Genomic DNA, 23,173 nt, shown 5'->3' on the forward strand with positions numbered 1-23,173 from the left:
CCGTGTCGCTGTTGCTCGACATCTTCGGCTATCTCTCGGTGGTGCTGCGAGGCCTGACCCTGCTGGCACAGTCCTTCACCATCGGCGGCTTGGCATTTCTGCTGTTGCTGCTGCGCCCGCTACAGCAAAGGCTGTCCGCTGACGCGATCGTGGTCGGGAAGCGCGGCCAGCGCTTCCTGCGCCGAAGCGCATTCGGCTGGTTCGCGGTCGTGCTGGCTTCGCTCGCAGTCAACATGGGCGCGCTGATCGGGACGCTCGATCTGTCGCTCGGCGCGGCGGCGAGCGCGGATTTCGCACGCTCCGGCCTGGCTGTTGCCGCGTGCGCGCTCGGCATCGCCGTGCTCGCCCGGACCGGCAGCTGGGCCGCCTGGCGCGTCCTGACGCTGACCGTGCTGGCCGTCTCAGCGCTGCTGCTGCAGCTCAACCTGACGCACGCGGCGAGCCGGCTCGAGGTGCGCTGGCCGCTGCTCGCCGCCGACTTCCTTCACATGCTCGGCGCCGGCGTCTGGATCGGCGGCCTGCCGTATTTCATGATGGCGCTGAACGGCTGCAAGGCGGATGACGATCAGCGCAGAATCGGACGGCGCTACTCGTTGATGTCGATGGTCTCGGTGGCGGCGATCGTGCTCGGCGGCATCGTGATGGCGATCGCCTATCTCGGCTCGTTCGCGGCGATCTACGGTACGGCCTATGGTGTGATGACCTCGGCCAAGGTCGCGATGCTGCTGATGCTGCTCGCGCTCGGGGCGGGCAATTTCCTGGCCGTGGAGCGCCTGCGTCGCCGTGATCCCGCAGCGCCGCTGCTGCGGATGAAGCGCTTCGTCGAGGTCGAACTCGGCATCGGGTTGACGGTGCTCCTGACGGCGGGCTCGCTGACCTCGCTGCCGCCGGGCATCGACCTCAGCCAGGACCGCCTGAACTGGGCCGAGATCGTCGAGCGCGCCGCGCCGCAACGGCCGCGGCTGACCAGCCCCTCGGTCGACCAGCTCACGATCTCGCAGTTGCAGGCGAGGATCGACGCCGCCGACGCGCAGCGCGTGACGGCGCCGCAAGCCTACGTGCCGGGCGAGGGCGTGATCCTGCCGCGCAGCGCCGCCGAAATCGCCTGGTCGGAATACAACCACCATTGGGCCGGCATCTTCGTCGTGCTGATCGGGCTGCTCGCGCTGATCGAACGCTTCGCCTGGGGACGCTGGGCACGGCACTGGCCGTTGCTGTTCCTGGTGATGGCGGCGTTCCTGTTTCTCCGCGCCGACGAGATGGCCTGGCCGCTCGGCCCGATCGGCTTCTTCGCGTCGCTGCGCGATCCCGAAGTGGCGCAGCACCGGCTGTTCGTGGTGCTGATCGTCCTGTTCGGCCTGTTCGAATGGCGGGTGCGGCTGCGCGGGCAACAGGCGGGGCGGGCGGCGCTGGTGTTTCCGCTGACGGTCGCCGCCGGCGGCGCGCTGCTGCTGACCCATTCGCACGCCATCGCCAACATCAAGGATCAGCTCCTGATCGAGATGAGCCACACGCCGCTGGCGCTGTGCGGCATCATCGCCGGCTGGGCGCGCTGGCTCGAGCTGCGCCTGGACGGCCGCATCAGCCGCGCCGCCGCCTGGGTCTGGCCGGTGGCCTTCGTGCTGGTCGGGCTGATCCTGCTGGATTATCGCGAGGCGTGAGCAGCCTTACTGCTTCTGCAGGAACACGTAGTCCGCGGAATAGGCCACGCTGCGGAGTTGCCCGGCGGTCTCGCAGGCGCCCTCCAGCTTGCCGCCCGACGTGTTGATCCGCTGCACGGTGGTGACGTCCGACAGCACGCCCTTGCTGCCGCGGTGGGAGACGACGGCGAGCTTCAGCCAGGGGATGTCGTTGTCGGTGGCGCCGATGGCGGTGCCCTGGACGCGGCCGCCGACGATCGAGCCGTCCTGGTGCTCCCAGCTCGGGCCGGCGTAGTGCCGACCGACGGTCTTGCCGTCCTCGAATAGACTGGCGATCGGTTCGCGAAAGGTCCAGGCGAGCTTGCCGTCCTTGTCGGTCTTGCAGTCGTAGACCTGCGCGCCTTCGGCATGCAGCGTCAGTACGGCCTTTTCGCCGGCGGCGATCAGCGCGTCGGGAATCGTGGTCTCTGCAGCGTAGGAGGAGCCGATCTGGGCCCCGAGCAACAGCAGGGCGAGCGATGAGGTCAAGCGCATGATCAGGTTCCTCGACAGCAGGAGTGAAACAGAAACGGGCCACGCTTGTAGCGCGGCCCGTTGATAGGTGACGAAACCAGAAGGCGAAAGTGGGGAAACTTACGCCGCCATCGCCTTGGTCAGGTTCTCGGCGATCTTGTCGAGGAAGCCGGTGGTCGAGAGCCAGCGCTGATCGGCGCCGACCAGGAGCGCGAGGTCCTTGGTCATGTAGCCGGACTCGACGGTGTCGACGCAGACCTTCTCCAGGGTGGCGGCGAACTTCGCCAGTTCGGCATTGTTGTCGAGCTTGGCGCGGTGCGACAGGCCGCGGGTCCAGGCGAAGATCGAGGCGATCGAGTTGGTCGAGGTCTCCTTGCCCTTCTGGTGCTCGCGGAAATGGCGGGTCACCGTGCCGTGGGCCGCCTCGGCCTCGACGGTCTGGCCGTCCGGGGTCATCAGCACCGAGGTCATCAGGCCGAGCGAGCCGTAGCCCTGCGCCACGGTGTCGGACTGCACGTCGCCGTCATAGTTCTTGCAGGCCCAGACATAGCCGCCCGACCACTTCAGCGCCGCGGCGACCATGTCATCGATCAGGCGGTGCTCATAGGTGATCTTCTTGGCCTCGAACTTGTCCTTGAACTCCTTCTCGTACACCTCCTGGAAGATGTCCTTGAAGCGGCCGTCATAGACCTTCAGGATGGTGTTCTTGGTCGACAGGTAGACCGAGTAGTTCTTGGCGAGGCCCATGTTGAGCGAGGCGCGGGCGAAGTCGTAGATCGACTCGTCGAGGTTGTACATCTCCATCGCGACGCCGGCGCCGGGTGCCTTGAAGACTTCCTTCTCGATCACGGTGCCGTCGTCGCCGACGAACTTCATCGTCAGCACGCCCTTGCCCGGGAACTTGAAGTCGGTGGCGCGGTACTGGTCGCCATAGGCGTGACGGCCGATGATGATCGGCTTGGTCCAGCCGGGAACGAGGCGCGGCACGTTCTTGCAGATGATCGGCTCGCGGAACACGACGCCGCCGAGGATGTTGCGGATGGTGCCGTTCGGCGACTTCCACATCTCCTTGAGGCCGAACTCCTTCACCCGGGCCTCGTCCGGGGTGATGGTGGCGCACTTCACGCCGACGCCGACCTTCTTGATGGCGTTGGCCGCATCGATCGTGATCTGGTCGTTGGTCTTGTCGCGGCTTTCCATCCCCAGGTCGAAATACATCAGGTCGATATCAAGGAAGGGGTTGATCAGCTTGTCCTTGATGTACTGCCAGATGATCCGGGTCATCTCGTCGCCGTCGAGCTCGACGACCGGGTTGGTCACCTTGATTTTTGCCATGATCGATGGGGCCTTCTTGGGAACAGCGCGCCAGGAATGGAAAGCGCTTGTGAAATCAAGCGCGTCATAGCACTGCTGCACCGCGGGCGGAAGCGCACCCGGTATGCGTCCGGTGCTGATTTTCGCAGCCCGCTCATGCGGTGGGCAACGGCAGGCCGCGGGCCGGCCTGCCGTTTCGCGCAAACTGCAAAATTCAGGCGTAAGCCGATTATTTTGCTTGAGAATTCTCATCGGCCGGGCCAACGAGCGGGCAGGGCGCGATCGGCGCTTCAACCGGATCTGGAAGTCGAGGATTGAGCGTGTCGGGCACCGACAAGACGAAGGCGGGCGTGGAGATCGCAGGGCCGGTGGTGATCCTGGTCGAGCCGCAGCTCGGCGAGAACATCGGCATGGCCGCGCGCGCCATGGGCAATTTTGCGTTGTCGGAGCTGCGACTGGTCAACCCGCGCGACGGCTGGCCGAACATCGCCGCCCAGCGGGCGGCGGCCGGGGCCGACCACATCATCGATCATGTCCGGCTGTTCGACACCCTGCCGGAGGCGATCGCCGACCTCGACCTGGTGTTCGCGACCACCGCCCGAGCCCACGACCAGGCCAAGCCGGTGATGGGACCAGAGGCGGCCGCCCGCGAGATGCAGGGCCAGATCGCCGGCGGCGGCCGGGCCGGCATCCTGTTCGGCCGCGAGCGGGCGGGGCTCACCAACGAGGAGGTCGCCCGCGCCAACCGCATCATCACCTACCCGGTCAACCCCGGCTTTGCCTCGCTGAACCTCGCCCAGGCGGTGCTGCTGATGGGCTATGAATGGTTCAAGCTGGTGACATCGGGCGCGCTGCCCTTCGCCATGCCCGAACGCTCGGAGCGCGCCAGCCAGGGACAGATGGAGGCGTTCTTCGAGAACCTGGTGCGCGAGCTCGACCGGGTCGAATTCCTGCGGCCCGCCGAGAAGCGCGAGACCATGCTGGTCAACCTGCGCAACATCTTCTTCCGCATGGAGCCGTCGCGGCAGGACATCCACACCCTGCACGGCGTGGTCATGGCGATCGCCGAGGGGCGCAAGGGGCCGGCCAAGGGCGGCGTGCTCGACAGCGAGCAGGCGACGCGCCTGCGGGCGCTGATCGCCGAGCAGGGCACGGTGGCCAACCTGCCGGATTCGCGCGGCTCGCTGCGCGGGCTGGCGCGGCTGCTCCGCCGCAACCCGACCGACGCCGAGCGCGCGCTGTGGCACGCGCTGTCGCGCGACCGCCGCTTCGCCGGCCAGTTCAAGCGCCAGACCCCGGTCGGCCGCCACATCCCCGACTTCGTCTCCTTCATCCACCGCCTCGCGATCGAGCTGGTCGGCCCGGACGAGAGCGAAGGCGTGGTGGCGGATCGCAGCGCAAGGCGGGCGTGGCTGGAAAGCCGCGACTATCGCGTCACCGAGGTGAAGGCGGCGGATGTCGAGGCGAATCTGGAGGCCGAGCTGGCGCGGCTGCAGGCGGTGATCGCCGCAGCCAAGTAGTCGCCGACGGTCGCATCGCGAGCCGCGTGGCGGCTATCAATGGCTTCGCGCGTCCGTTCATCACGCGCAAGCGTCGATTGAGTTGCCGCGTGGCATGCGCGGCCCTCGCAACTCATCCGCGCCCGGCAGGCCCCGAGTCTGCGATCTCGTTTACACCGGCTGAACGATGATTTGTGAACGCAATTCCAGATTGTGGTTCTCCCAATCGGTTCTGGTTAGATCGCAGCACCAAGAGCAAGACCTAAGGGGGCATTCATGGCTACGCGACGATGGCGCTCGATTCTGTGTTGTGCGTTGATCATCGGCTCGATCTTCGGCTTGTCGGCAAGCGCCGAACCGGCGGCACCGAAGCGGTGCACGACGGCGGCCGATCTCGGTGCCGACGAGCGCATCGCTGGTTGCACTACGGTGATCGAGCGCGGCAAGCCGGCGACGCCGCAGGTGATCGAAGCCCGTTTCGCACGCGCCGGCGCCTACTTCCACAAGGGAGATGTCGAGCATGCGATCGACGACTACAAGATCGTCATCGAGCAGTCCTCGGCTGGTCTTCTTGCCGCATTCGATCGCGCCGCTCCTGATCTGCGCGAGAGCGAGCCGCAGCCGGGGTCGGGTTTCGGGCGGGCGTTCGGTCGCAACGGCTACCGCGCGCAGGCCTATCGCGCGCTGGGGATCGCAAGCTTCCAGGCCGGTCTCCTGGAGGAGGCGCAGGACGATTTCAGATGGCTCAGCGAGATCGATCCCCACAATGCCGAGGCGGCCTTGTGGCTGGATCTGGCGCGCCGCCGTGCCGGGCTGGGGAGCGAGCTCGCCGACCACGCGAAGCGGCTCGACATGGGTAAATGGCCGGCCCCGATCGTCCGTCTCTTCCTCGGGCAGGAAACGCCAGAGGCTGTGCTTGCGGCGGCCGACCGCGGTGCTCCCGTCACGCGCCGGGCACGGCGTTGCGAGGCGAGCTTCTTCGCCGCCGAGCTGATGCTCGACCAGAGTCGTGAGCGCGACGCCATGCAACTGATCGACCGGGCTCTCGCCGAGTGTCCGTTGACATCGCGCGAACGCTCGGTCGCCGAGGCGGAGGCGCGCGCGCTCCGCATCATGCCGTAAAAGTCATGCGGAGAGGCACGGCAATCCCGCAGCGAGCTGTTCTCCGGCCGCATGCTTAACGCGCGCGTGCGCATTTGAGTGAAAATGCCCGGTCAAATCCGCACGCGGCGGGTTACGGAACGCTCGGGTTCGAACGGTATGGTCTGCGCATTGCCCTTTCATCGTTGCAACTGTGCGGCCTTTCATCATGAACGAAACCAGATCCGTGTTGCGGGACCTCGAGGATGCGATTGCGCGGGGGACCGCGGACAGCCGCGAGCGCGCGCTGTGGCATGCGACCGACCTGCTGATCGCGGGGCGCTACTGCGAGGAGGAGATCGCCACCTTCGGCGAGGTGATCGGCCGGCTCGCCGACGAGATCGAGATCGAAGCGCGCGCCAAGCTCGCGGATCGCCTCGCCAGGATCGAATATTCGCCGGCCAGCGTCATCCGCAAGCTCGCCTTCGACGACGAGATCTGGGTCGCCGGCCCGGTGTTGCGCGAATCCGAGCGGCTCGATGACGCCACGCTGGTCGAGAACGCCAGCACCAAGAGCCAGGACCATCTGCTCGCGATCGCCGAACGAAAGACGTTGAGCCCCGCCGTGACCGACGTGCTGGCGACGCGCGGCGACCGTGCCGTCGCCACGGCGGTGGCGCGCAATCAGGGCGCCCAGTTCTCCGGCGCCGGATTCCTGCACATGGTCAAGCGGGCCGAGAACGACTCGATTCTCGCCGAGCATCTCGGCCGCCGGCTCGACATCCCCCGCCATCTGTTCCAGCAACTCATCGCCAAGGCCTCGGACGATGTCGGCAAGCGGCTGGCCAGCGAGCGCCCCGAACTGCTCGGCGAGATCAACAGCTCGGTCGCCAACATCGCCGGCGACCTGCAGTCGAAGTTCGGACCCGGCTCGCGCAACTACTTCGTCGCCAAGCGGACCGTGACGATCCAGCACCGCCTCGGCAATCTGCACGAGAGCACCATCGCCGGCTATGCGACCGCGCACAAGGTCGAGGAGGTGACGATCGGCCTCGCGCTGCTGTCGGGATTGCCGGTCGACGTCGTCGAGCGTGCCTTGTTCGACCGCAACCGCGAGATGCTGCTGATGCTCGCCAAGGCGCTTGGCTTTACCTGGGATACGATGATGGCGCTCGCGTTCCTCGGCGCCCGCGACCACCGCATCACGGCCGGCGAGTTGCAGGAGCTGGAGCGTGACTATGCCAAGCTCCAGTCGCTGACATCGCGCAGCGTGCTCGAATTCTATCAGTCCCGCAAGAATCCAGGCAAAGGCGGCAAGGCATCCGCGCCGCGCGCCGTGGCCTATTGAACCTGCAGCGACGGATGGAGGTGATCGCGGATGAAGGGTATGGGACTTCCTCTTCGCAGAGAGCAACGGCTCGGCCATCGCGAGGCGCCTGCGGACCGCGCGGCGGTCGATGCGGCCTGGCACGTGCTCGAAGCGGCCAACGAGCTCGGCGATGAGGCTGCGGTGGCCGCCTGCCGCCGCGTCATCGATGCGAGCCTCAACGGCGCGGGCGCAGACCAGGCGGACCTGAAGCTGGTGACGGAGTATTTCCGCTAGTTCTGTCGCTCGGTTCGCGGGGCAGGGCGGCTCAGACCGCAGCGAGCTGCGGGCCCGCCGCCTTGCTGTTGCGCTGGCCCGCCTTCAGCTTCGCCGGCTCGATCAGCGCCTTCGCCGCCAGCCCGGCGGTGTCCGCGACCTCGGGATTGCGCGACACCATCGCCGCCACGATCGCGCCGTCGATCAGCAGTGCAAGCTGATGCGAGAAGCTCTCCGGCTCGGCAGCGCCCATCTCACGGGCGAGCTTCTCGATATGCGCCAGCACCACTTTCTTGTGGCGCATTGCGATGGTGCGAAACTGCTTCTGGTCCTTGTCGTGCTCGCCGACCGCATTGATGAAGGGGCAGCCGTAGAAGCGCTCCTCGCCGAACCAGCTCTTCAGCGCCGGAAAGATGCGTGCCAGCTTGGTCTCGGCGTCACCGCCGCCGCTCTCCATTTCCGCGATGAACCATTCGCGCCACTGCTTGCCTTCGCTTTCCAGCACGGCGGTGACCAGCGCGGTCTTCGATCCGAACAGCTTGTAGAGCGTGGTCTTCGCGGTGCCGGCCTCGCTGATGATCGCATCGATCCCGGTGGCATTGATGCCGTTCTTGCAGAACAGCCGCGTGGCGGCGCCGAGCAGACGGCCGCGCGCGGATTCGTCATCGCCGGCCGAGATCGTCCTCGCGATCGCCTGCTTCTTGCCGGTTTGTTTGCCCGCAACTGACTTTGCCATGCGTGCAAGCTTAATCGCTGTGCGCGTGAGTCAGCAAGACTGCTGATGTGCTCGAGGCAGCGTTGCGCTCAATTTGATCTCCGAAGGCGGCATTCTGCACTGCGCTTGGGCAGCGGAGGGGACGCAGCGGCTCGCCACTTGCCGCGATGACCGCGTAAGCCGCGAGGATCACTCCGGCTTTTGATTTTCGGCCTCTCTGGCACGCTTCGTGCAGGATACAGACCGTTCGGTATCCTCATCCCAGGGAGAGAAATGAGATGACCGCTGTGGTTCAGAAGACGGCGCTGACGGGCTGCCTCGCACCCATCGACAAGAACGGGCTTGAACAGCTCATCGTCAACGGCAAGGCCAACCCCAAGGTCATCAAGACCCTGAAGTGCAAGACCGTCGCCGAGGGCAAGTTTCGTCACGCCAACTACATCCGCAACCTCGCGCCCTACATCGTCGACGAGCCGCCGGGGCTGCTCGGTGACGACACCGCGCCAAATCCGTCGGAAGCCTCGCTCGCCGCGCTCGGCTCCTGCCTGGCCGTCGGCCTGCATGCCAATGCGGTGCATCGCGGCTGGATCGTCAACAAGCTCGAGCTGGAGCTCGAGGGCGATCTCAACATCACCGCAGTCTGGGGCACCGGCGACGTCAGCGAGAAGCCGGTCGGCTTCACCGACGTCCGCGTCAAGGTCGACATGGAGTGCGAGGGCATTCCGCAGGAGGAGGTCAAGGCGCTGATCGACCACGTCAAGAAGTGGTCGCCGGTCGCCAACACCTTCACGCGTCCGGTCAATCTCGAGGTCGGGATCTGAGGCGGCCCTCGAGGTCGGCGTAGCGGAGGACGTCATGAACTCAGTAGTCTCGGGTTCACTCGGACAGCATCTGGCGGTCGATGGCGCGGGCGTCATGCCCATACCGTCGACCGTGGAGCAGGTCACGGCGATCGCGCGCAAGGAACTCGCGCCGCTGGCCGCTGGCATCGACGCCGGGACGGTGTACCCGGCCGACGTGCTCCGCCGCTTCGGCAAGGTCGGCGCGTGGAGCAGCCACGTGCCGGAAAATGGCGCGGCGGATCTCAACTGCGCGATCGACACCATCGGCGCGATCGGTGAGGTCTGCGGCGCCTCTGCCTTCATGGCGTGGTGCCAGAACACGCTGGTCTGGTACATCGCCAACTCGCCCAACAAGGCGCTCGTCGGCCGTCTTCTCGACGACGCCGCCAGCGGCCGGTTGCTCGGTGGCACCGGCTTGTCCAATCCGATGAAGAGCTTCTTCGGCATCGAGAAGCTCAAGCTCAGGGGTCGCAAGGTCGAGGGCGGCTACGTCGTGCGCGGCGTGCTGCCCTGGGTCTCGAACCTCGGGCCGGACCACATGTTCGGTACGATCTTCGAGCGTGAGGACGCGCCCGGCGAGATCGTGATGTTCATCGCCGACTGTGCCGATCCGGCGGTGACCCTGCAGCCATGCCAGCCGTTCCTGGCGATGGACGGCACCGGCACCTACGGCATCCAGTTTCGCGACCTGTTCGTGCCGGACGAACTGATCCTGGCCGATCCCGCCGGTCCCTTCGTCAAGAAGATCCGTGCCGGATTCATCATGTTGCAGGCCGGCATGGCGCTCGGCCTGATCAAGGACTGCATCAAGATCATGCAGGAGGTCGAGGCGCCGCTCGGCCACGTCAACCGCTATCTGCCGCAGCAGCCGGTCGATTTCAGCGCGCTCGCCGATGAACTCGCGAAGGAGACGGCAGAACTCGCCAGCGATCCGTTCAACCCCGACGAGACCTATTGGCGCAAGGTCGTGGCGCTGCGCCTGCGTGCCGGCGAGGCCAGCGTCGCTGCCGCTCATGCCGCGATGCTCCATTGCGGAGCCCGCGGCTACCTCAAGGGCAATCGCGCCGAACGTCGCCTGCGCGAGGCCTATTTCGTCGCGATCGTGACTCCCGCGACCAAGCAGCTCCGCAAGATGCTCGCCGACGGCTGACGCCGGCGAGAACGGCAAACCAACAAATCCCAACCAGGAGAGGCCTGCCATGACGGACGTTCTGATTACAGCCGGCGAACTCGCTGAGTTCATCAAGACCGAGCCGTGTGTCGTGATCGACACCCGCAATCCCGATGCCTACGCCGCGGGACATCTTCCCGGCGCCGTCAACGTCCACGAGATATTCACCTATCTCGCGACGTCCACACCGGAAGGCATGGAGGAATTGAAGACGAAGTTTGCGGACGCGTTCGGCGCCGCCGGCCTTTCGGGCGCCGAGACCGCCGTCGTCTACGAACAGTCGATGAACTCCGGCTTCGGCCAGTCGTGCCGCGGCTATTTCCTGCTCACGATGCTCGGCTATCCCAAGGTCAAGGTGCTGCATGGCGGCTACGATGCCTGGGTGGCCGCCGGCATGCCGGTGACGACCGACGTGCCGTCGCCGGCCAAGGCCTCGTTCGCCATCGTGCCGGAGGCGGGCAGCATCCTGATCGACGCCAAGGCGATGCTGGCGGCGGTTGGCAATCCCGCTATCGCGATCCTCGACGTCCGCGATGTCGATGAGTGGATCGGCGATTCCTCCTCGCCCTACGGCAAGGATTTCTGTCCGCGCAAAGGCCGCATCCCCGGCGCCGTCTGGCTCGAATGGTACCGCATGATGAAGCCGACCGCCGAAGGCCCGCGCTTCAAGTCGAAGGACGAGATCCTCGCCGAATGCGCCACCGTCGGCATCACGGTCGACACGCCGGTTTATCTCTACTGCTTCAAGGGCGCGCGGGCCTCGAACACCTTCCTGGCGCTGAAGAACGCCGGCGTGAAGGATGTGCGGATGTACTTCGGCTCGTGGAACGAGTGGTCGCGCGACCCGTCGCTGCCGATCGAGGAAGGACTTCCGATGCCGGCGATGACCAGCAAGGCGGCATAGAAGCTGCATGTTAAGCACGTCCGGCCGCTGAAAAATGCGGCCGGACGAGCAGTTCGAAGGCGCTGACAGCGCAGGTGTGACAAAGGGGCGCAGCACATGTCGATTTTCGATGATCCGTTCGATGCCGATTCACGCGTGAATGCCGGTTGTATCTGCGGCCAGCATCGCAGCCCGGCCGAACATGAGCACGCCGCGCTGGCGCTGCGCTGCGAGCCCGTGGCGGACTCCACCGAGAAGCGCTACGAGAACGTGGTCGCGTCAGCCGTGCTGCGCGCGGTGTTTCCGCAAGCTGCCACCCGCCGCGCGTTTCTGAAGTCGGTCGGCGCCGCCACCGCGCTCGCCGCAGTGTCCCAGTTCTTCCCGCTGAAGACCGCGACCGAGGCGTTCGCCGAAGCGGGCGCGCCCGAGAAGAAGGATCTCAAGGTCGGCTTCATCCCGATCACCTGCGCGACCCCGATCATCATGGCGGCGCCGCTCGGCTTCTATGCCAAGGCCGGGCTGAACGTCGAGGTCGTCAAGACCGCCGGCTGGGCCGTCATCCGCGACAAGACCATCAACAAGGAATACGACGCCTCGCACATGCTGGCGCCGATGCCGATCGCGATCTCGCTCGGCCTCGGTGCGCAGCCGATCCCGTTCACCGTGCCCGCGATCGAGAACATCAACGGGCAGGGCATTACGCTTGCGATGAAGCACAAGGACAAGCGCAATCCGAAGGACTGGAAGGGCATGAAGCTCGCCATTCCGTTCGACTATTCGATGCACAACTATCTCCTGCGCTATTATCTCGCCGAGCACGGCATCGATCCCGACACCGACGTGCAGCTGCGCTCGGTGCCGCCGCCGGAGATGGTCGCGAACCTGCGCGCCGACAACATCGACGGCTTCCTCGCGCCCGACAACATCTGCCAGCGCGCGATCTTTGACGGCGTCGGCTTCCTGCACATCCTGTCGAAGGAGATCTGGGACGGTCACCCCTGCTGCAGCTTCGCGGCGAGCCGCGAGTTCATCACCACGGCGCCGAACAGCTTTGCCGCTCTCACCCGCGCCATCGTCGATGCCACCGCGTACGCGTCGAAGGCTGAGAACCGCAAGCAGATCGCGGAGGCGATCGCTCCGGCGAACTACATCAACGCGCCGGTGACCGTGATGGAGCAGGTCTTGACCGGCACCTACGCCGATGGCCTCGGCAGCGTGAAGACCGATCCGAAGCGCGTCGATTTCGATCCGTTCCCGTGGCAGTCCTTCGCGGTGTGGATGCTGACGCAGATGAAGCGCTGGGGCCAGATCAAGGGCGACGTCGACTACAAGGCGGTCGCGGAGCAGATCTATCTCGCCACCGACACCCGCAAGGTCATGACCGACATGGGCCTGATGCCGCCGAAGGACTCCTACAAATCGTTCTCGGTGATGGGCAAGCCGTTCGATCCGACCAAGCCGGACGACTACGTCGCCAGCTTCAAGATCAAGAAGGCGTCGTGATGGGGGGAATGGGCGCGGCGCTGCTGGCCGCGACAATCGCGATGGACACGACGCTGCCGATCAAATCATCGGTGTCGTCCCCGCGAACGCGGGGACCCATACGCCGTGAACTCGCTTGTGGCAGGAATGGCGACGACGATCTTTTTTACCAAGTCTGGACGGTGGTTATGGGTCCCTGCGTTCGCAGGGACGACACCGTGAGTGGAGCGCCGGCATGACCGCCTCTCTTCGCCTCCGCGCCGCCGTGGTTTCCATCGTGCTGCTCGCCGTGTTCCTCGGCGCCTGGCATATCGCGACGCGCAGCACGGGCGCCGCGGCCAACATGAGCCCGGAATACGCCAAGCTGATGGGCATGACGGCCACGCAGGGCAAGTCGGCGATGCCCGGGCCGCTCGATGTCGGTGCCAAGCTGTGGGAGCATCTGCGGCGGCCGTTCTACGACAATGGTCCGAACGACAAGGGGCTCGGCATCCAGCTCGCGTTCTCGCTCGGGCGGGTCATGCTCGGCTATTTGATCGCAGTCGCGGTCGCGATCCCGCTCGGCTTCCTGATCGGCATGTCGCCCTTGATGAGCAAGGCGCTCGATCCGTTCATCCAGATTCTCAAACCCATCTCGCCGCTCGCCTGGATGCCGCTCGCGCTCTACACCATCAAGGATTCCAGCCTGTCGGCGATCTTCGTGATCTTCATCTGCTCGGTGTGGCCGATGCTCATCAACACCGCCTTCGGCGTCGCCAGCGTGCGCAAGGAATGGATCAACGTCGCCCGCACGCTCGAGGTCGGCAATTTCCGCCGGGCCTTCACGGTCATCCTGCCGGCTGCGGCGCCGACGATCCTCACCGGCATGCGGATCTCGATCGGCATCGCCTGGCTCGTCATCGTCGCCGCCGAGATGCTCGTCGGGGGCACCGGCATCGGCTACTTCGTCTGGAACGAGTGGAACAACCTCTCGATCACCAACGTGATCATCGCGATCCTGCTGATCGGCCTGGTCGGCATGGTGCTGGATCAGATCCTGGCCCGCGTGTCGCGGCTCGTGACGTTTCCGGAGTAGGGCATGATCAGGCGAACGGCTGCAAGGTGCGCAACTCCGTTCCCCTCCCCCTTGCGGGGAGGGGTTAGGGGTGGGGGTGCCCCACGCGCGAGTCTTCGTGGGGGACCCCCCTCCCTGACCCTCCCCCACAAGGGGGGAGGGAACGGAAAGACCTTCCTATGACCGACAAGTTCATCTCCATCGAAGGGATCGCCAAGCGCTATGATGGGGCGCGCAGCACGACGATCTTCGAGAATCTCTGGCTCGCGATGGCGCGCGGCGAGTTCGTCTGCGTGATCGGGCATTCCGGCTGCGGCAAGACCACGGTGCTGAATGTTCTTGCCGGCCTCGACGTGCCGAGCGAAGGCGCCGTCATCGTTGACGGCCAGGCCATCGAAGGTCCGAGTCTCGACCGCGCGGTCATCTTCCAGAGCCATGCGCTGCTGCCGTGGCGAACGGTGCTCGGCAACGTCGCCTATGCCGTCTCGTCGAAATGGCGCAAATGGGACCGCGCCAAGGTCAAGGCGCATGCGCTGAAATACATCGAGCTCGTCGGCCTGTCCGGCTCCGAGCACAAGCGGCCGTCGGAGCTGTCCGGCGGCATGAAGCAGCGCGTCGGGATTGCCCGCGCGCTCTCGATCACGCCGAAGATCATGCTGATGGACGAGCCGTTCTCCGCGCTCGATGCGCTGACGCGCGGCACCCTGCAGGACGAGGTCCGCCGCATCTGCGTCGAGACCGGGCAGACCGTGTTCATGATCACCCACGACGTGGACGAAGCGATCTATCTCGCCGACAAGATCGTGCTGATGACCAACGGACCCGGCGCGGTGCTCGCGGAGATCGTCGAGAACCCGCTGCCGAAGGACCGGCTGCGCGGCGACCTGCATCGCCATCCGCTGTACTACGCGCTGCGCAACCACATCATCGATTTCCTGGTCAGCCGCAGCAGGACCTTCACCGCCGAGACGCCCGATTACGACCCGCGCAAGGTGCCGGTGGTGACGATCGGGCGCAGCGAGCCGACGATCGTCGCGTCCAACCCGGTCGAGAACGACGCGCCGCAGGCGATCGCCCGCTGACGCCCAGCCGGAAGAAACCCATCAACGAAGACAAGGGAGACCAAGCATGAAGCGATCCGACCTCACCGAGAAGCTGCTCGACATCAAGCGCGAGAAGGGCTGGAGCTGGAAATACATCTGCGAGCAGATCGGCGGCTATTCCGAGGTGCTGATTGTCGGCGCCGTTCTCGGCCAGATGAAGCTGACCAAGCCGCAGGCGGCGAACGCCGGCGAGCTGTTCGGCCTGTCCAAATCCGAGATCGCGATGCTGAACGAGACGCCGATGCGCGGCGAGGGCGTGCAGATGCCCCCGACCGATCCCTTGATCTACCGCTTCTACGAACTCGTGATGATCAACGGCCCGGCGTGGAAGGAGCTGATCCAGGAGGAATTCGGCGACGGCATCATGTCGGCGATCGATTTCGACATGGTGATGGAGCGCCTGCCCAATGCCAAGGGAGACCGCGTCAAGATCACGATGTCGGGCAAGTTCCTGCCTTACAAATATTACGGCGCCAGCGGCAACGTGCCGGAATACGGCTTCAAGGAGGAATAGGGGAGGGGCGAGTCGTGAATAGGGAGTAGCGAATAGGGATCTCAGCTATTCGCTACTCGCCATTCACTCTCGTCTCGGATATCTCAAGCCGTGATGGGCCCATATCGGCGGAGACTCGGCGTGAGCGTCATGGAGACCAACTTCCTATTTTCTTATGGCACGCTTCAGCTCGAAAGCGTCCAACTGAAATCTTTCGGTCGACGGCTTGTCGGTCGTCCGGATTCGATGCCGGGCTTCAGAAAGAGCTTCATCGAGATCACGGATCCGGACGTGCTCGCTAGCAGTGGTGAGCGGTTTCACCCTATCGTCGTGCCGAGCCACGATCCTGACGACGCTGTCGACGGGACTGTGTTTGAAATCACGTCAGATGAATTGCGTGCAGCCGACCAGTACGAAGTCGCCGATTACAAGCGCATCGATGTTGTGTTGCGCTCCGGCACGCGGGCGTGGGTGTACGTCAAAGCAGCCGAGTAGCGAATAGGGAGTAGCGAATACGGGAAGGACATCGCTGCCCGCCACTCCCTATTCGCTATTCGCCCACTCGCTATTCGCTTCTTCTCACTGTCCCGCCTTGACCTGCGCCACGGCGGTCACCAGCAGCTCGCTCATCTTCGCGCGCACGTCCGCCTCGGTGACGGCCGCGCCCTTGGCGGTGAGGTCTCCCAGCACCTTGCGCAGCACGTCGGCATCGCCGGCTTCCTCGAAATCGGCCGCGACGACCTCCTTGGCGTAGGCGTCGGCGTCAGCGCCGGACTTGCCGAGCTTTTCGGCTGCCCACAGGCCGAGCAGCTTGTTGCGGCGGGCTTCTGCCTTGAACTTCAATTCCTCGTCATGGGCGAATTGCTTCTCGAAGGCGTCCTCGCGCTTGTCGAACGTGGTCATGGTCGGAACTTCCAGTGTTGCCGAAGAGGGTTAACCGCGCAGGCGGTTGCGGGGCGGTGGCCGCACGCCTAAATAATTGGAACATCTTGCCAATACAACGGGTACGAGGCCGCAGGGAAGGGCGGTAAAACTCCGCTCCCGAGGCCCGGATCGATTGTGCTCGGGACACCAATGAGATAGGTTTCCCACAGGCCCGGTTCTTGTTCTGTTTCCGTCCGTCCGGGCCCTCGCGGCAGCTCCGTCGTGGTCCTGTCCAAAGTCATCCGGAGCCCACCATTTCATGGATTTCAACAAAACACGGTACATCCCAATGAGCCGTCGGCGTCGCATTTATGAAGGCAAGGCCAAGGTCCTGTATGAAGGCCCCGAGCCGGGCACCCTGATCCAGCACTTCAAGGACGACGCCACCGCCTTCAATGCCAAGAAGCACCAGGTGATTGAAGGCAAGGGCGTCCTCAACAACCGCATCTCGGAGTACCTGTTTCAGCACCTCAACGACATCGGGGTTCCGACTCACTTCATCCGCCGGCTCAACATGCGCGAGCAGTTGATTCGCGAGGTCGAGATCGTGCCGCTCGAGGTCGTCGTCCGAAATGTGGCGGCGGGCTCGCTGTCGCAGCGCCTCGGCATCGAGGAAGGCACCCAGCTGCCGCGTTCGATCATCGAATTCTATTACAAGAACGACCAGCTCAACGACCCCATGGTGTCGGAGGAGCACATCACTGCGTTCGGCTGGGCGACGCCCCAGGAAATCGACGACATCATGGCGCTCGCCATACGCGTCAACGACTTCCTGACCGGGCTTTTCCTCGGCATCGGCATCCGCCTGGTCGACTTCAAGATGGAATGCGGCCGGCTGTTCGAGAACGAGATGATGCGCATCATCGTCGCCGACGAGATTTCCCCCGATTCCTGCCGGCTGTGGGACATCAAGTCGAACGAGAAGCTCGACAAGGACCGCTTCCGTCGTGATCTTGGCGGCCTTCTGGAGGCCTATACCGAGGTCGCCAAGCGGCTCGGCATCCTCATCGAGAACGAGCGCCCGGCGGGCTCCGGCCCGGTCCTGGTCAAGAGCTAAAAGGGAACAAGACGTGAAAGCGCGTGTCACGGTGACGCTGAAATCCGGCATCCTCGATCCGCAGGGCAAGGCGATCGAGGGCGCCCTGAAATCGCTCGGCGTCGACGGCGTCGCCAGCGTGCGGCAGGGCAAGGTGTTCGACATCGAGCTCGCCGGTGCCGACAAGGCCAAGGCGGAGGCCGCCCTGAAGGCGGCCGCCGACAAGCTGCTGGCGAATACGGTGATCGAGAATTACCGGGTGGAGTTGCTGGGGTAGGCAATGGCCGTGATCGACCGCGAGATCCACGAGCTTCTGCTGGAAATCCCGCGTGATCAGGTCCGTGTCGAACATTCTGTCGATGAGCTGCTTGCTGGTGTGCGAGCGTTGAACAGAGAGCTCTCGTCGGACTCACACACTCTCGCGACGCTGCGAGGGGATCATTATCGAGCAAACACGTAGCATCATGAAATCCGCCGTCCTCGTCTTCCCCGGCATCAACCGCGAACGCGACATGGCCCGCGCGCTGCGCATGATCTCCGGCCATGAGCCGGCGATGGTCTGGCACGCCGAGACGTCGCTGCCGAAGGGCACCGACCTCGTCGTGGTGCCCGGCGGCTTCTCCTATGGCGACTATCTGCGCTGTGGCGCGATCGCGGCACGGGCCCCGGTGATGGACGCAGTACGCGATTTCGCCGCCAAGGGCGGCTTGGTGCTCGGCGTCTGCAACGGCTTCCAGATCCTGTGCGAGTCTGGCCTGCTGCCGGGCGTGCTGATGCGCAACGATAAGCTGAAGTTCATCTGCAAGGACGTGCATCTGCGGGTCGAGCGCTCCGATTCGCCGTTCACCCGCGGCTACAATGCGGGTCAGGTCATCCGCGTGCCGGTCGCTCACGGCGAGGGCAATTATGCGGCCGACGAGGAGACCTTGAAGCGGCTCAATGGCGATGGGCGCGTGCTCTATCGTTACTGCTCAGCCGATGGCGAGGTCGGCGACCTCAGCAACATCAATGGCGCTGCGCATTCCATCGCCGGCATCGTCAACGAGAACGGGAATGTGCTCGGCATGATGCCGCATCCCGAGAATCACGTCGAGGACATCATGGGCTGCACCGACGGCCGTGGCCTGTTCGCCGGCCTCGTCGCCCATCTCGACCGCGCGGCCTGATCGGCGGGCTGCGCCCGTGACGTTTCTGTCGGGCCGCTCGCCCGGCCCGACCCACAAACGACCGATTGGTGATCGAGGTTGCGGGACGTCCTCCATCTCCCGGATCGTCCCTGACGTCCGTCCTGCCTGCCACTTCCTCGATCCCGACGGTGCCTTGATGTCGACGCTGCCTCTCACTCAGCGCGCCCTGCGCTGGCTTCTCCTGTCCGTGTCGCTCTCGCTCGTCACGGGCGTTGGCGCCGCTCGGGCCGAGACCCCGTCGACGACGCCGTCGGTCGCCACACCGACTCTGCCGTTCACCGTGGGCGGCTGGAAACCGCAGCGGCCGAACGGCACCGATGTGACCTTCTTCCTGTGCGACGATGCGAAATGCGGCCCTGGCTCGAAGGTGAGCTACCGGCTCTACGGACCCAACACGACGATGACGATCGAGCAATTCCGCGCCTCCCAGGACCAGACCGTCAAGCTGCTCGACCAGCGCGTGCCGGGGCAGACCACGACGATTCTGGGCGTCGAGGGCGGCAAGGGCAGCGGGCTGCCGCGCATGTTCTATGCACGGCGCCTGAAAGTGTCGCCAGGCGGAGAGAAGGAATATCAAGTGAGCGGCATGCTGTTCGGCGCGAGAGGCAGTGCCAGCCTGATCAGCTCCGCGACTGGCGAGGCGAACAGCACGGCCAACTTCAAGCAATTCGCGGTCCCGGTCATGCTTCTGCTCGCGCCACGGTCAAAATGATCGCGTGACGGCGCGCCGAAGCCGTTCATCAAAATCGTTCCGGAGTTTTTTCTCGCGCCGTCCGGCAACGCCGGGCGGCGGTTTGCGTTGTCCGCCAGCGAATGGGGCAGGGATCCAAGGAGGTTCTCATATGACGACGAAACATTGGCTGGGAACGGCCGCGATCATCCTGGCGATCGGCACGGCATCAGGTGCATCGGCGCAAGGCGACATGAAGCGCGAGGGAGGCCCGGCCGCTGCGACGGCGCACGAGGCCACGCGTCCGGCTGCCGAGGCGAAGGGAGAGGCAAAGGGCGGCGCCGCCGCGGCGGAACGTGCCGGCGCCGAGGCAAAGCAGAGCGCGCAGGAGCAGCGCCGTGGCGAGCCTTCATCCGCAGCAGGACGCGAGCAGGCTCAGGAAAGGTCCTCCGAGCGGTCGGCACATGATGCCAAGCAGAGCGCCGAGAGCAAGGGCGGTGCGGCCGCCGAGCGTGGCCGCGAGGCCAAGGAGAGCGCCGAGTCGAAGTCGTCGACTGACAGCAAGCAGGCCGACAAGCAGTCTGACAGCAAGAGCAAGGCTGAGTCGAAGCAACAGCAGGGGCGCGCCGACGAGCCGCGCAAGGGCGAGGATCGCGCCGCCGAGAGTAAGTCGGGGGCGACGGATCGGAAGTCCGACCGTGAGGCCGATCGCGCTGATCACGATAAGGACAAGACCCGGCAGAGCCAGGGCGAGCGCAAGACCGGCACGTCCGACGAGGCCGCGGACAAGCAGACCGGCGACCGCAACAAGCAGGCCAACCAGCCGAACGCGGCCGACAGCAAGAACACGACCGCGCAGCAGAACCAGCCGACCGGCGCCGGTCAGCGTGATCAGACCGGGCAGGCCAACAATCAGACCCAGCCCAATGGCAGCCGCTCCAGCACGCAGGTGTCGGTCAACGAGCAGCAGAAGACCCGCGTGGTCGATCAGCTCAAGCGCGATCACGACTTCGACCAGGCGCGCACCAATCTCAACATCAACATCAATGTCGGCGAGCGCCTGCCGGAGCGCGTGCGGCCGCGTCCGCTGCCGTCGGACATCGTGACGATCGTGCCGGAATATCGCGGCTACGAGTACACCGTGATCCATGACGAGATCGCGATCGTCGACCCGCGCAGCCGCGAGATCGTCGACGTAATCCCGCAGAACGGCATGCGCGCGGACCGCGGCTATGATCGCGGCGGCTATGGCGTCGGCTCGACCCGCATCGTGCTGTCGGACGATCAGCGCCAGATTCTGCGCCGCGCCGCCACCGAGACGGGCACTGTGGGCTCGACGACATCGTCGTCGTCCTCGTCCGGATCGAGCTGCCTGAGCCTGCGCCGCGTGCCCGATGAGCTCGCGCGCAGCAATCCGGAGCTGGCCAACTACCAGTATCTGGCGATCGGCGAGCAGGTCGTGCTGGTCGACCCGCGCGATCAGAAGGTGGTGCAGGTCATCGACCAGCAGCAGTAGGGCCGAGGCGCGGCTGCGCCTTGTCTCATCGATGACCTCCCTTGCCGCTGCGGCATGGGAGGCCATCGAAAGATTGATTTGGACATAGCACGTCCGGCTCTGCTTCAGTTCGCTCACAACGGGGAACGAGATTCCATCTCGTCCACAAGGGGAGCGAAACGAGCCATGGCGATCATCCGCCAGCTGTATGTCCAAGTCCTGATCGCGATCCTGCTCGCGATCGCCGTCGGCCTGCTGGCGCCAGAGGCGGCCGTTCAGATGAAGCCGCTCGGCGATGCGTTCATCGCACTTCTGCGCATGATGCTCGGGCCGATCATCTTCTGCTCGGTGGTGCTCGGGCTGACGCATGTCCGCGATATGAGGCAGCTCGGCCGGCTCGCGTTCAAGTCGCTGCTGTATTTCGAGATCCTGACCACGCTCGGCATGGTCGTCGGCTTCATCGCGGTCAACGTGTTCCAGCCCGGCGACGGGCTCCATGCCGGCAACCTCGCGCTCAATGACAGCGTGACGCGCATCTCCAACGCCGCGAGCAATTTCACGGCTATCGGCTTCTTCCTCAGCATCATCCCGACCACGATCGTCGACGCCTTCGCCAAGGGCGAGATTCTCCAGATCCTGTTCATCTCGGTGACGGTGGGCGCGGCGCTGAGCGTCGGCCTGAAGACGGAGTCGGCGATCCTGCGCGGCATCGAGGAGGGGCAGGACGTGCTGTTCCGCATGCTGGGTTTCATCATGAAGCTGGCGCCACTCGGGGCGTTCGGCGCCATGGCGGCGGCGATCGGCACGCATGGCGGCGCCACGCTGCTCTATCTCGGCAAGGTCGTGCTGCTGTACTGGATCACGGCGGTCGTCTTCGTCGCAGTCGTGCTCGGCGGCGTGTGCGCCATCATGCGGCTGTCGCTGCTGAAGCTGCTGCGGCTGATCCGCGAGGAGCTGCTGCTGGTGCTCGGGACCGCGTCCGGCGAGGTTGCGCTGCCGCGGCTGATGCAGAAGCTCGAGCAGGCCGGCTGCGACGGCGCCATCGTCGGTTTCGTGCTGCCGGCCGGCTACAGCTTCAATCTCGACGGCACGGGCATCTACATGGCGATTGCCGTCGGCTTCATCGCCCAGGCCACCGACACGCCATTCAGCTACGGCCAGCAGCTGGCGGTGCTCGCGGTCATGCTGCTGACCTCGAAGGGCGGCACCACCGTCGCGGGCGGCGCCTTCATCAAGCTCGCGGCGACCCTGCAATCCGTCCGCGTGCTCCCGCTCAACGGCCTCGGCCTGTTGTTCGGCATCGACCGCCTGATGGCGACCTGCACCGCGCTCACCAACGTCGTCGGCAACACCGTTGCCGTGTTCGTCATCGCGCGCTGGGAAAATGCGCTGGATGCCGCCAGGCTCGATGCCTATCTCGCGGGCGGCACCGCGGCGACGGCCGCGGAGGCGGCCGTCGACGAGGGCCACGCTGCAATCGCCGGTGCGGGCGAATGAGCTCAGCGCACGTAGTCGCCGATGATCTTGGCGCCGGGCCAGGCGCCGTCCGCCACGCTCTGCGCGATCACCTCGCGCATCAGCGCCAGCAGCTCGTCGGCCAGCCAGGTCGGCTGGCGTTCCCGCGGCATGCCGATCGAGACGGTCGAGATCAGCGGCGGCCGCTCGATCGACCGCACGGTGAGCTCGCCGCGCTTCGCCTCGGCGACGACCGCGGCATGGGCGAGGATCGTTGCGCCGAGACCGCGCCGAACCATGGCCTTCGTCATGCTCACGCTGTCGACCTCGAAGGCGACGTTGAGCCGCGTGCCGTTCTGGATCGCCGCCTGCTCGATCAGCCGCCGGTTGCTGTGCGGAAGACTCGGCAGGATCAGGGACAGCCCGGCCAGCTCGCGCCAGCCGATCGTCTCGGCCACGGTGTCGCCGCGCTTGGCCGGCGGCAAGGCGACGACCATCCGCTCGTGCAGGATGGGAGTCAGCGCGATGCCGTCGAGCGGCGGCGGATTGTAGAGCACGGCGATGTCGAGCCGGCGGTCCAGCAGCCATTCCTCCAGCGACGAGCTGATGCCCTCGCGGACCTGCACGGAGGCCTGCGGCCAGCGCCGGCGCAGTTCGACCACCACGGACGGCGCGATGCGCAGGCCCGCGACCGGCGGCACCCCGAGCGCGATGTGACCGGCGAAGCTCGAATCCGGCGAGCGCACCGCGCCGGGCATCTGGTCGATCTGCAGCAGGACGGCATGGGCGTGCTCGAGGAACGTCGTGCCGGCGCGGGTCAGGCGGACGCCGCGGCCGTGCCGCACCAGCAGCGCGACGCCAAGCTCGTCCTCCAGCTTCATCAGCTGCCGGCTGAGCGCGGATTGCGCGACATTGAGCAATGCCGATGCCCGGCTCAGGCTGCCGGCGCGCGCCACCTGCACGAAGTAACGAAGCTCGCGGATGTCGATGGCCGTGTCCTCCGCGCCGCTGCCCGCCGCAGTTTATTGCAAGCGG

24 protein-coding genes are annotated in these 23,173 nt (G+C 65.5%); 19 read left to right on the forward strand and 5 right to left on the reverse strand.

Features of this window, described 5'->3' with window-relative positions; all coding sequences use genetic code 11:
• Positions 1-2 precede the first annotated feature (2 nt).
• Positions 3-1,661: a copper resistance D family protein gene (locus tag QX041_RS02525; protein WP_315714859.1), complete on the forward strand. Its 1,659-nt coding sequence runs from the start codon at positions 3-5 to the stop codon at positions 1,659-1,661.
• Positions 1,662-1,667: 6 nt separating this feature from the next.
• Here QX041_RS02525 and QX041_RS02530 read toward each other — a convergent pair whose 3' ends face one another.
• Positions 1,668-2,174 (reverse strand): DUF3455 domain-containing protein, encoded by a 507-nt coding sequence (locus QX041_RS02530; RefSeq protein ID WP_315826318.1) that lies wholly within the window; start codon positions 2,172-2,174, stop codon positions 1,668-1,670.
• Positions 2,175-2,273: 99 nt separating this feature from the next.
• Positions 2,274-3,488, reverse strand: a complete 1,215-nt coding sequence (locus QX041_RS02535; protein ID WP_315714857.1) for an NADP-dependent isocitrate dehydrogenase — start codon at positions 3,486-3,488, stop codon at positions 2,274-2,276.
• 299 nt (positions 3,489-3,787) lie between these two features.
• Here QX041_RS02535 and QX041_RS02540 point away from each other — a divergent pair, with 299 nt between their 5' ends.
• From QX041_RS02540 to QX041_RS02555, 4 genes are all read left to right on the forward strand, one after another.
• Positions 3,788-4,987, forward strand: coding sequence for a TrmJ/YjtD family RNA methyltransferase (locus QX041_RS02540; RefSeq protein WP_316164417.1), 1,200 nt, complete (start codon positions 3,788-3,790; stop codon positions 4,985-4,987).
• 255 nt (positions 4,988-5,242) lie between these two features.
• Positions 5,243-6,088, forward strand: coding sequence for a hypothetical protein (locus tag QX041_RS02545; RefSeq protein WP_316164418.1), 846 nt, complete (start codon positions 5,243-5,245; stop codon positions 6,086-6,088).
• A 187-nt stretch (positions 6,089-6,275) separates the two neighbouring features.
• Positions 6,276-7,394 carry a DUF2336 domain-containing protein gene (locus QX041_RS02550; protein WP_315826317.1) on the forward strand — a complete coding sequence of 373 codons (1,119 nt, stop codon included), beginning with the start codon at positions 6,276-6,278 and terminating at the stop codon, positions 7,392-7,394.
• Positions 7,395-7,433: 39 nt separating this feature from the next.
• Positions 7,434-7,649: a hypothetical protein gene (locus tag QX041_RS02555; protein ID WP_315714853.1), complete on the forward strand. Its 216-nt coding sequence runs from the start codon at positions 7,434-7,436 to the stop codon at positions 7,647-7,649.
• 31 nt (positions 7,650-7,680) lie between these two features.
• Here the strand turns inward: QX041_RS02555 and QX041_RS02560 are convergent, their stop codons facing one another.
• Entirely contained in the window at positions 7,681-8,364 is a 684-nt protein-coding gene (locus tag QX041_RS02560) for a TetR/AcrR family transcriptional regulator (RefSeq protein WP_315714852.1), read from the reverse strand.
• 257 nt (positions 8,365-8,621) lie between these two features.
• Here QX041_RS02560 and QX041_RS02565 point away from each other — a divergent pair, with 257 nt between their 5' ends.
• The 8 genes from QX041_RS02565 to QX041_RS02600 all read left to right on the forward strand — a co-directional run bounded on the left by QX041_RS02565 (position 8,622) and on the right by QX041_RS02600 (position 15,866).
• Positions 8,622-9,164: an OsmC family protein gene (locus tag QX041_RS02565; protein ID WP_172113730.1), complete on the forward strand. Its 543-nt coding sequence runs from the start codon at positions 8,622-8,624 to the stop codon at positions 9,162-9,164.
• 34 nt (positions 9,165-9,198) lie between these two features.
• Positions 9,199-10,335 carry an acyl-CoA dehydrogenase family protein gene (locus tag QX041_RS02570; protein WP_409999220.1) on the forward strand — a complete coding sequence of 379 codons (1,137 nt, stop codon included), beginning with the start codon at positions 9,199-9,201 and terminating at the stop codon, positions 10,333-10,335.
• Between the two features lie 49 nt (positions 10,336-10,384).
• Positions 10,385-11,260: a sulfurtransferase gene (locus QX041_RS02575; RefSeq protein WP_315749287.1), complete on the forward strand. Its 876-nt coding sequence runs from the start codon at positions 10,385-10,387 to the stop codon at positions 11,258-11,260.
• Between the two features lie 96 nt (positions 11,261-11,356).
• Positions 11,357-12,742 carry a CmpA/NrtA family ABC transporter substrate-binding protein gene (locus tag QX041_RS02580; protein WP_315749288.1) on the forward strand — a complete coding sequence of 462 codons (1,386 nt, stop codon included), beginning with the start codon at positions 11,357-11,359 and terminating at the stop codon, positions 12,740-12,742.
• A 214-nt stretch (positions 12,743-12,956) separates the two neighbouring features.
• Positions 12,957-13,796, forward strand: a complete 840-nt coding sequence (ntrB, locus tag QX041_RS02585; protein ID WP_315749290.1) for a nitrate ABC transporter permease — start codon at positions 12,957-12,959, stop codon at positions 13,794-13,796.
• 158 nt (positions 13,797-13,954) lie between these two features.
• The gene (locus QX041_RS02590; RefSeq protein WP_315749291.1) at positions 13,955-14,857 is read left to right on the forward strand and encodes an ABC transporter ATP-binding protein; all 903 of its coding nucleotides are present in this window, start codon (positions 13,955-13,957) and stop codon (positions 14,855-14,857) included.
• A 46-nt stretch (positions 14,858-14,903) separates the two neighbouring features.
• Positions 14,904-15,392, forward strand: a complete 489-nt coding sequence (gene cynS / locus QX041_RS02595) for a cyanase (protein ID WP_315749292.1) — start codon at positions 14,904-14,906, stop codon at positions 15,390-15,392.
• A 129-nt stretch (positions 15,393-15,521) separates the two neighbouring features.
• Positions 15,522-15,866 carry a gamma-glutamylcyclotransferase family protein gene (locus tag QX041_RS02600; RefSeq protein WP_315750006.1) on the forward strand — a complete coding sequence of 115 codons (345 nt, stop codon included), beginning with the start codon at positions 15,522-15,524 and terminating at the stop codon, positions 15,864-15,866.
• 84 nt (positions 15,867-15,950) lie between these two features.
• Here QX041_RS02600 and QX041_RS02605 read toward each other — a convergent pair whose 3' ends face one another.
• Entirely contained in the window at positions 15,951-16,274 is a 324-nt protein-coding gene (locus tag QX041_RS02605; protein ID WP_315714845.1) for a DUF1476 domain-containing protein, read from the reverse strand.
• A gap of 310 nt (positions 16,275-16,584) precedes the next feature.
• Here QX041_RS02605 and purC point away from each other — a divergent pair, with 310 nt between their 5' ends.
• The 6 genes from purC (at position 16,585) to QX041_RS02635 (ending at position 22,180) form a co-directional block, all read left to right on the forward strand.
• The gene (purC, locus tag QX041_RS02610; RefSeq protein WP_016843454.1) at positions 16,585-17,352 is read left to right on the forward strand and encodes a phosphoribosylaminoimidazolesuccinocarboxamide synthase; all 768 of its coding nucleotides are present in this window, start codon (positions 16,585-16,587) and stop codon (positions 17,350-17,352) included.
• 13 nt (positions 17,353-17,365) lie between these two features.
• A complete protein-coding gene (purS, locus tag QX041_RS02615) occupies positions 17,366-17,608 on the forward strand; it encodes a phosphoribosylformylglycinamidine synthase subunit PurS (protein ID WP_315706343.1) in 243 nt (80 codons plus the stop codon).
• 187 nt (positions 17,609-17,795) lie between these two features.
• Positions 17,796-18,497 (forward strand): phosphoribosylformylglycinamidine synthase subunit PurQ, encoded by a 702-nt coding sequence (gene purQ, locus QX041_RS02620; RefSeq protein WP_315714844.1) that lies wholly within the window; start codon positions 17,796-17,798, stop codon positions 18,495-18,497.
• A 16-nt stretch (positions 18,498-18,513) separates the two neighbouring features.
• Complete coding sequence (locus QX041_RS02625; RefSeq protein ID WP_316164419.1) at positions 18,514-19,230, forward strand: hypothetical protein; 717 nt, start codon at positions 18,514-18,516, stop codon at positions 19,228-19,230.
• Positions 19,231-19,441: 211 nt separating this feature from the next.
• A complete protein-coding gene (locus tag QX041_RS02630; RefSeq protein WP_316164831.1) occupies positions 19,442-20,704 on the forward strand; it encodes a DUF1236 domain-containing protein in 1,263 nt (420 codons plus the stop codon).
• 165 nt (positions 20,705-20,869) lie between these two features.
• Positions 20,870-22,180: a cation:dicarboxylate symporter family transporter gene (locus QX041_RS02635; RefSeq protein ID WP_316164420.1), complete on the forward strand. Its 1,311-nt coding sequence runs from the start codon at positions 20,870-20,872 to the stop codon at positions 22,178-22,180.
• Positions 22,181-22,182: 2 nt separating this feature from the next.
• On the opposite strand, the gene QX041_RS02640 is transcribed toward QX041_RS02635, so the two are convergent.
• Entirely contained in the window at positions 22,183-23,127 is a 945-nt protein-coding gene (locus tag QX041_RS02640; protein ID WP_315729347.1) for a LysR family transcriptional regulator, read from the reverse strand.
• Positions 23,128-23,173 lie beyond the last annotated feature (46 nt).

The sequence above is a fragment of the Bradyrhizobium sp. SZCCHNRI2009 genome, from assembly GCF_032485115.1.
Lineage (GTDB): Bacteria > Pseudomonadota > Alphaproteobacteria > Rhizobiales > Xanthobacteraceae > Bradyrhizobium.

Bases quoted from the DNA above. Each gene is read 5' to 3' on its own strand.
- QX041_RS02535 (WP_315714857.1), bottom strand. From the start codon at position 3,488: ATGGCAAAAATCAAGGTGACCAACCCGGTCGTCGAGCTCGACGGCGAC.
- cynS (WP_315749292.1), top strand. From the start codon at position 14,904: ATGAAGCGATCCGACCTCACCGAGAAGCTGCTCGACATCAAGCGCGAG.
- QX041_RS02575 (WP_315749287.1), top strand. From the start codon at position 10,385: ATGACGGACGTTCTGATTACAGCCGGCGAACTCGCTGAGTTCATCAAG.
- purC (WP_016843454.1), top strand. From the start codon at position 16,585: ATGAGCCGTCGGCGTCGCATTTATGAAGGCAAGGCCAAGGTCCTGTAT.
- ntrB (WP_315749290.1), top strand. From the start codon at position 12,957: ATGACCGCCTCTCTTCGCCTCCGCGCCGCCGTGGTTTCCATCGTGCTG.
- QX041_RS02545 (WP_316164418.1), top strand. From the start codon at position 5,243: ATGGCTACGCGACGATGGCGCTCGATTCTGTGTTGTGCGTTGATCATC.
- QX041_RS02590 (WP_315749291.1), top strand. From the start codon at position 13,955: ATGACCGACAAGTTCATCTCCATCGAAGGGATCGCCAAGCGCTATGAT.
- QX041_RS02605 (WP_315714845.1), bottom strand. From the start codon at position 16,274: ATGACCACGTTCGACAAGCGCGAGGACGCCTTCGAGAAGCAATTCGCC.
- QX041_RS02550 (WP_315826317.1), top strand. From the start codon at position 6,276: ATGAACGAAACCAGATCCGTGTTGCGGGACCTCGAGGATGCGATTGCG.
- purQ (WP_315714844.1), top strand. From the start codon at position 17,796: ATGAAATCCGCCGTCCTCGTCTTCCCCGGCATCAACCGCGAACGCGAC.
- QX041_RS02630 (WP_316164831.1), top strand. From the start codon at position 19,442: ATGAAGCGCGAGGGAGGCCCGGCCGCTGCGACGGCGCACGAGGCCACG.
- QX041_RS02530 (WP_315826318.1), bottom strand. From the start codon at position 2,174: ATGCGCTTGACCTCATCGCTCGCCCTGCTGTTGCTCGGGGCCCAGATC.
- QX041_RS02565 (WP_172113730.1), top strand. From the start codon at position 8,622: ATGACCGCTGTGGTTCAGAAGACGGCGCTGACGGGCTGCCTCGCACCC.
- QX041_RS02580 (WP_315749288.1), top strand. From the start codon at position 11,357: ATGTCGATTTTCGATGATCCGTTCGATGCCGATTCACGCGTGAATGCC.
- QX041_RS02560 (WP_315714852.1), bottom strand. From the start codon at position 8,364: ATGGCAAAGTCAGTTGCGGGCAAACAAACCGGCAAGAAGCAGGCGATC.
- QX041_RS02570 (WP_409999220.1), top strand. From the start codon at position 9,199: ATGAACTCAGTAGTCTCGGGTTCACTCGGACAGCATCTGGCGGTCGAT.
- QX041_RS02635 (WP_316164420.1), top strand. From the start codon at position 20,870: ATGGCGATCATCCGCCAGCTGTATGTCCAAGTCCTGATCGCGATCCTG.
- QX041_RS02555 (WP_315714853.1), top strand. From the start codon at position 7,434: ATGGGACTTCCTCTTCGCAGAGAGCAACGGCTCGGCCATCGCGAGGCG.
- QX041_RS02600 (WP_315750006.1), top strand. From the start codon at position 15,522: ATGGAGACCAACTTCCTATTTTCTTATGGCACGCTTCAGCTCGAAAGC.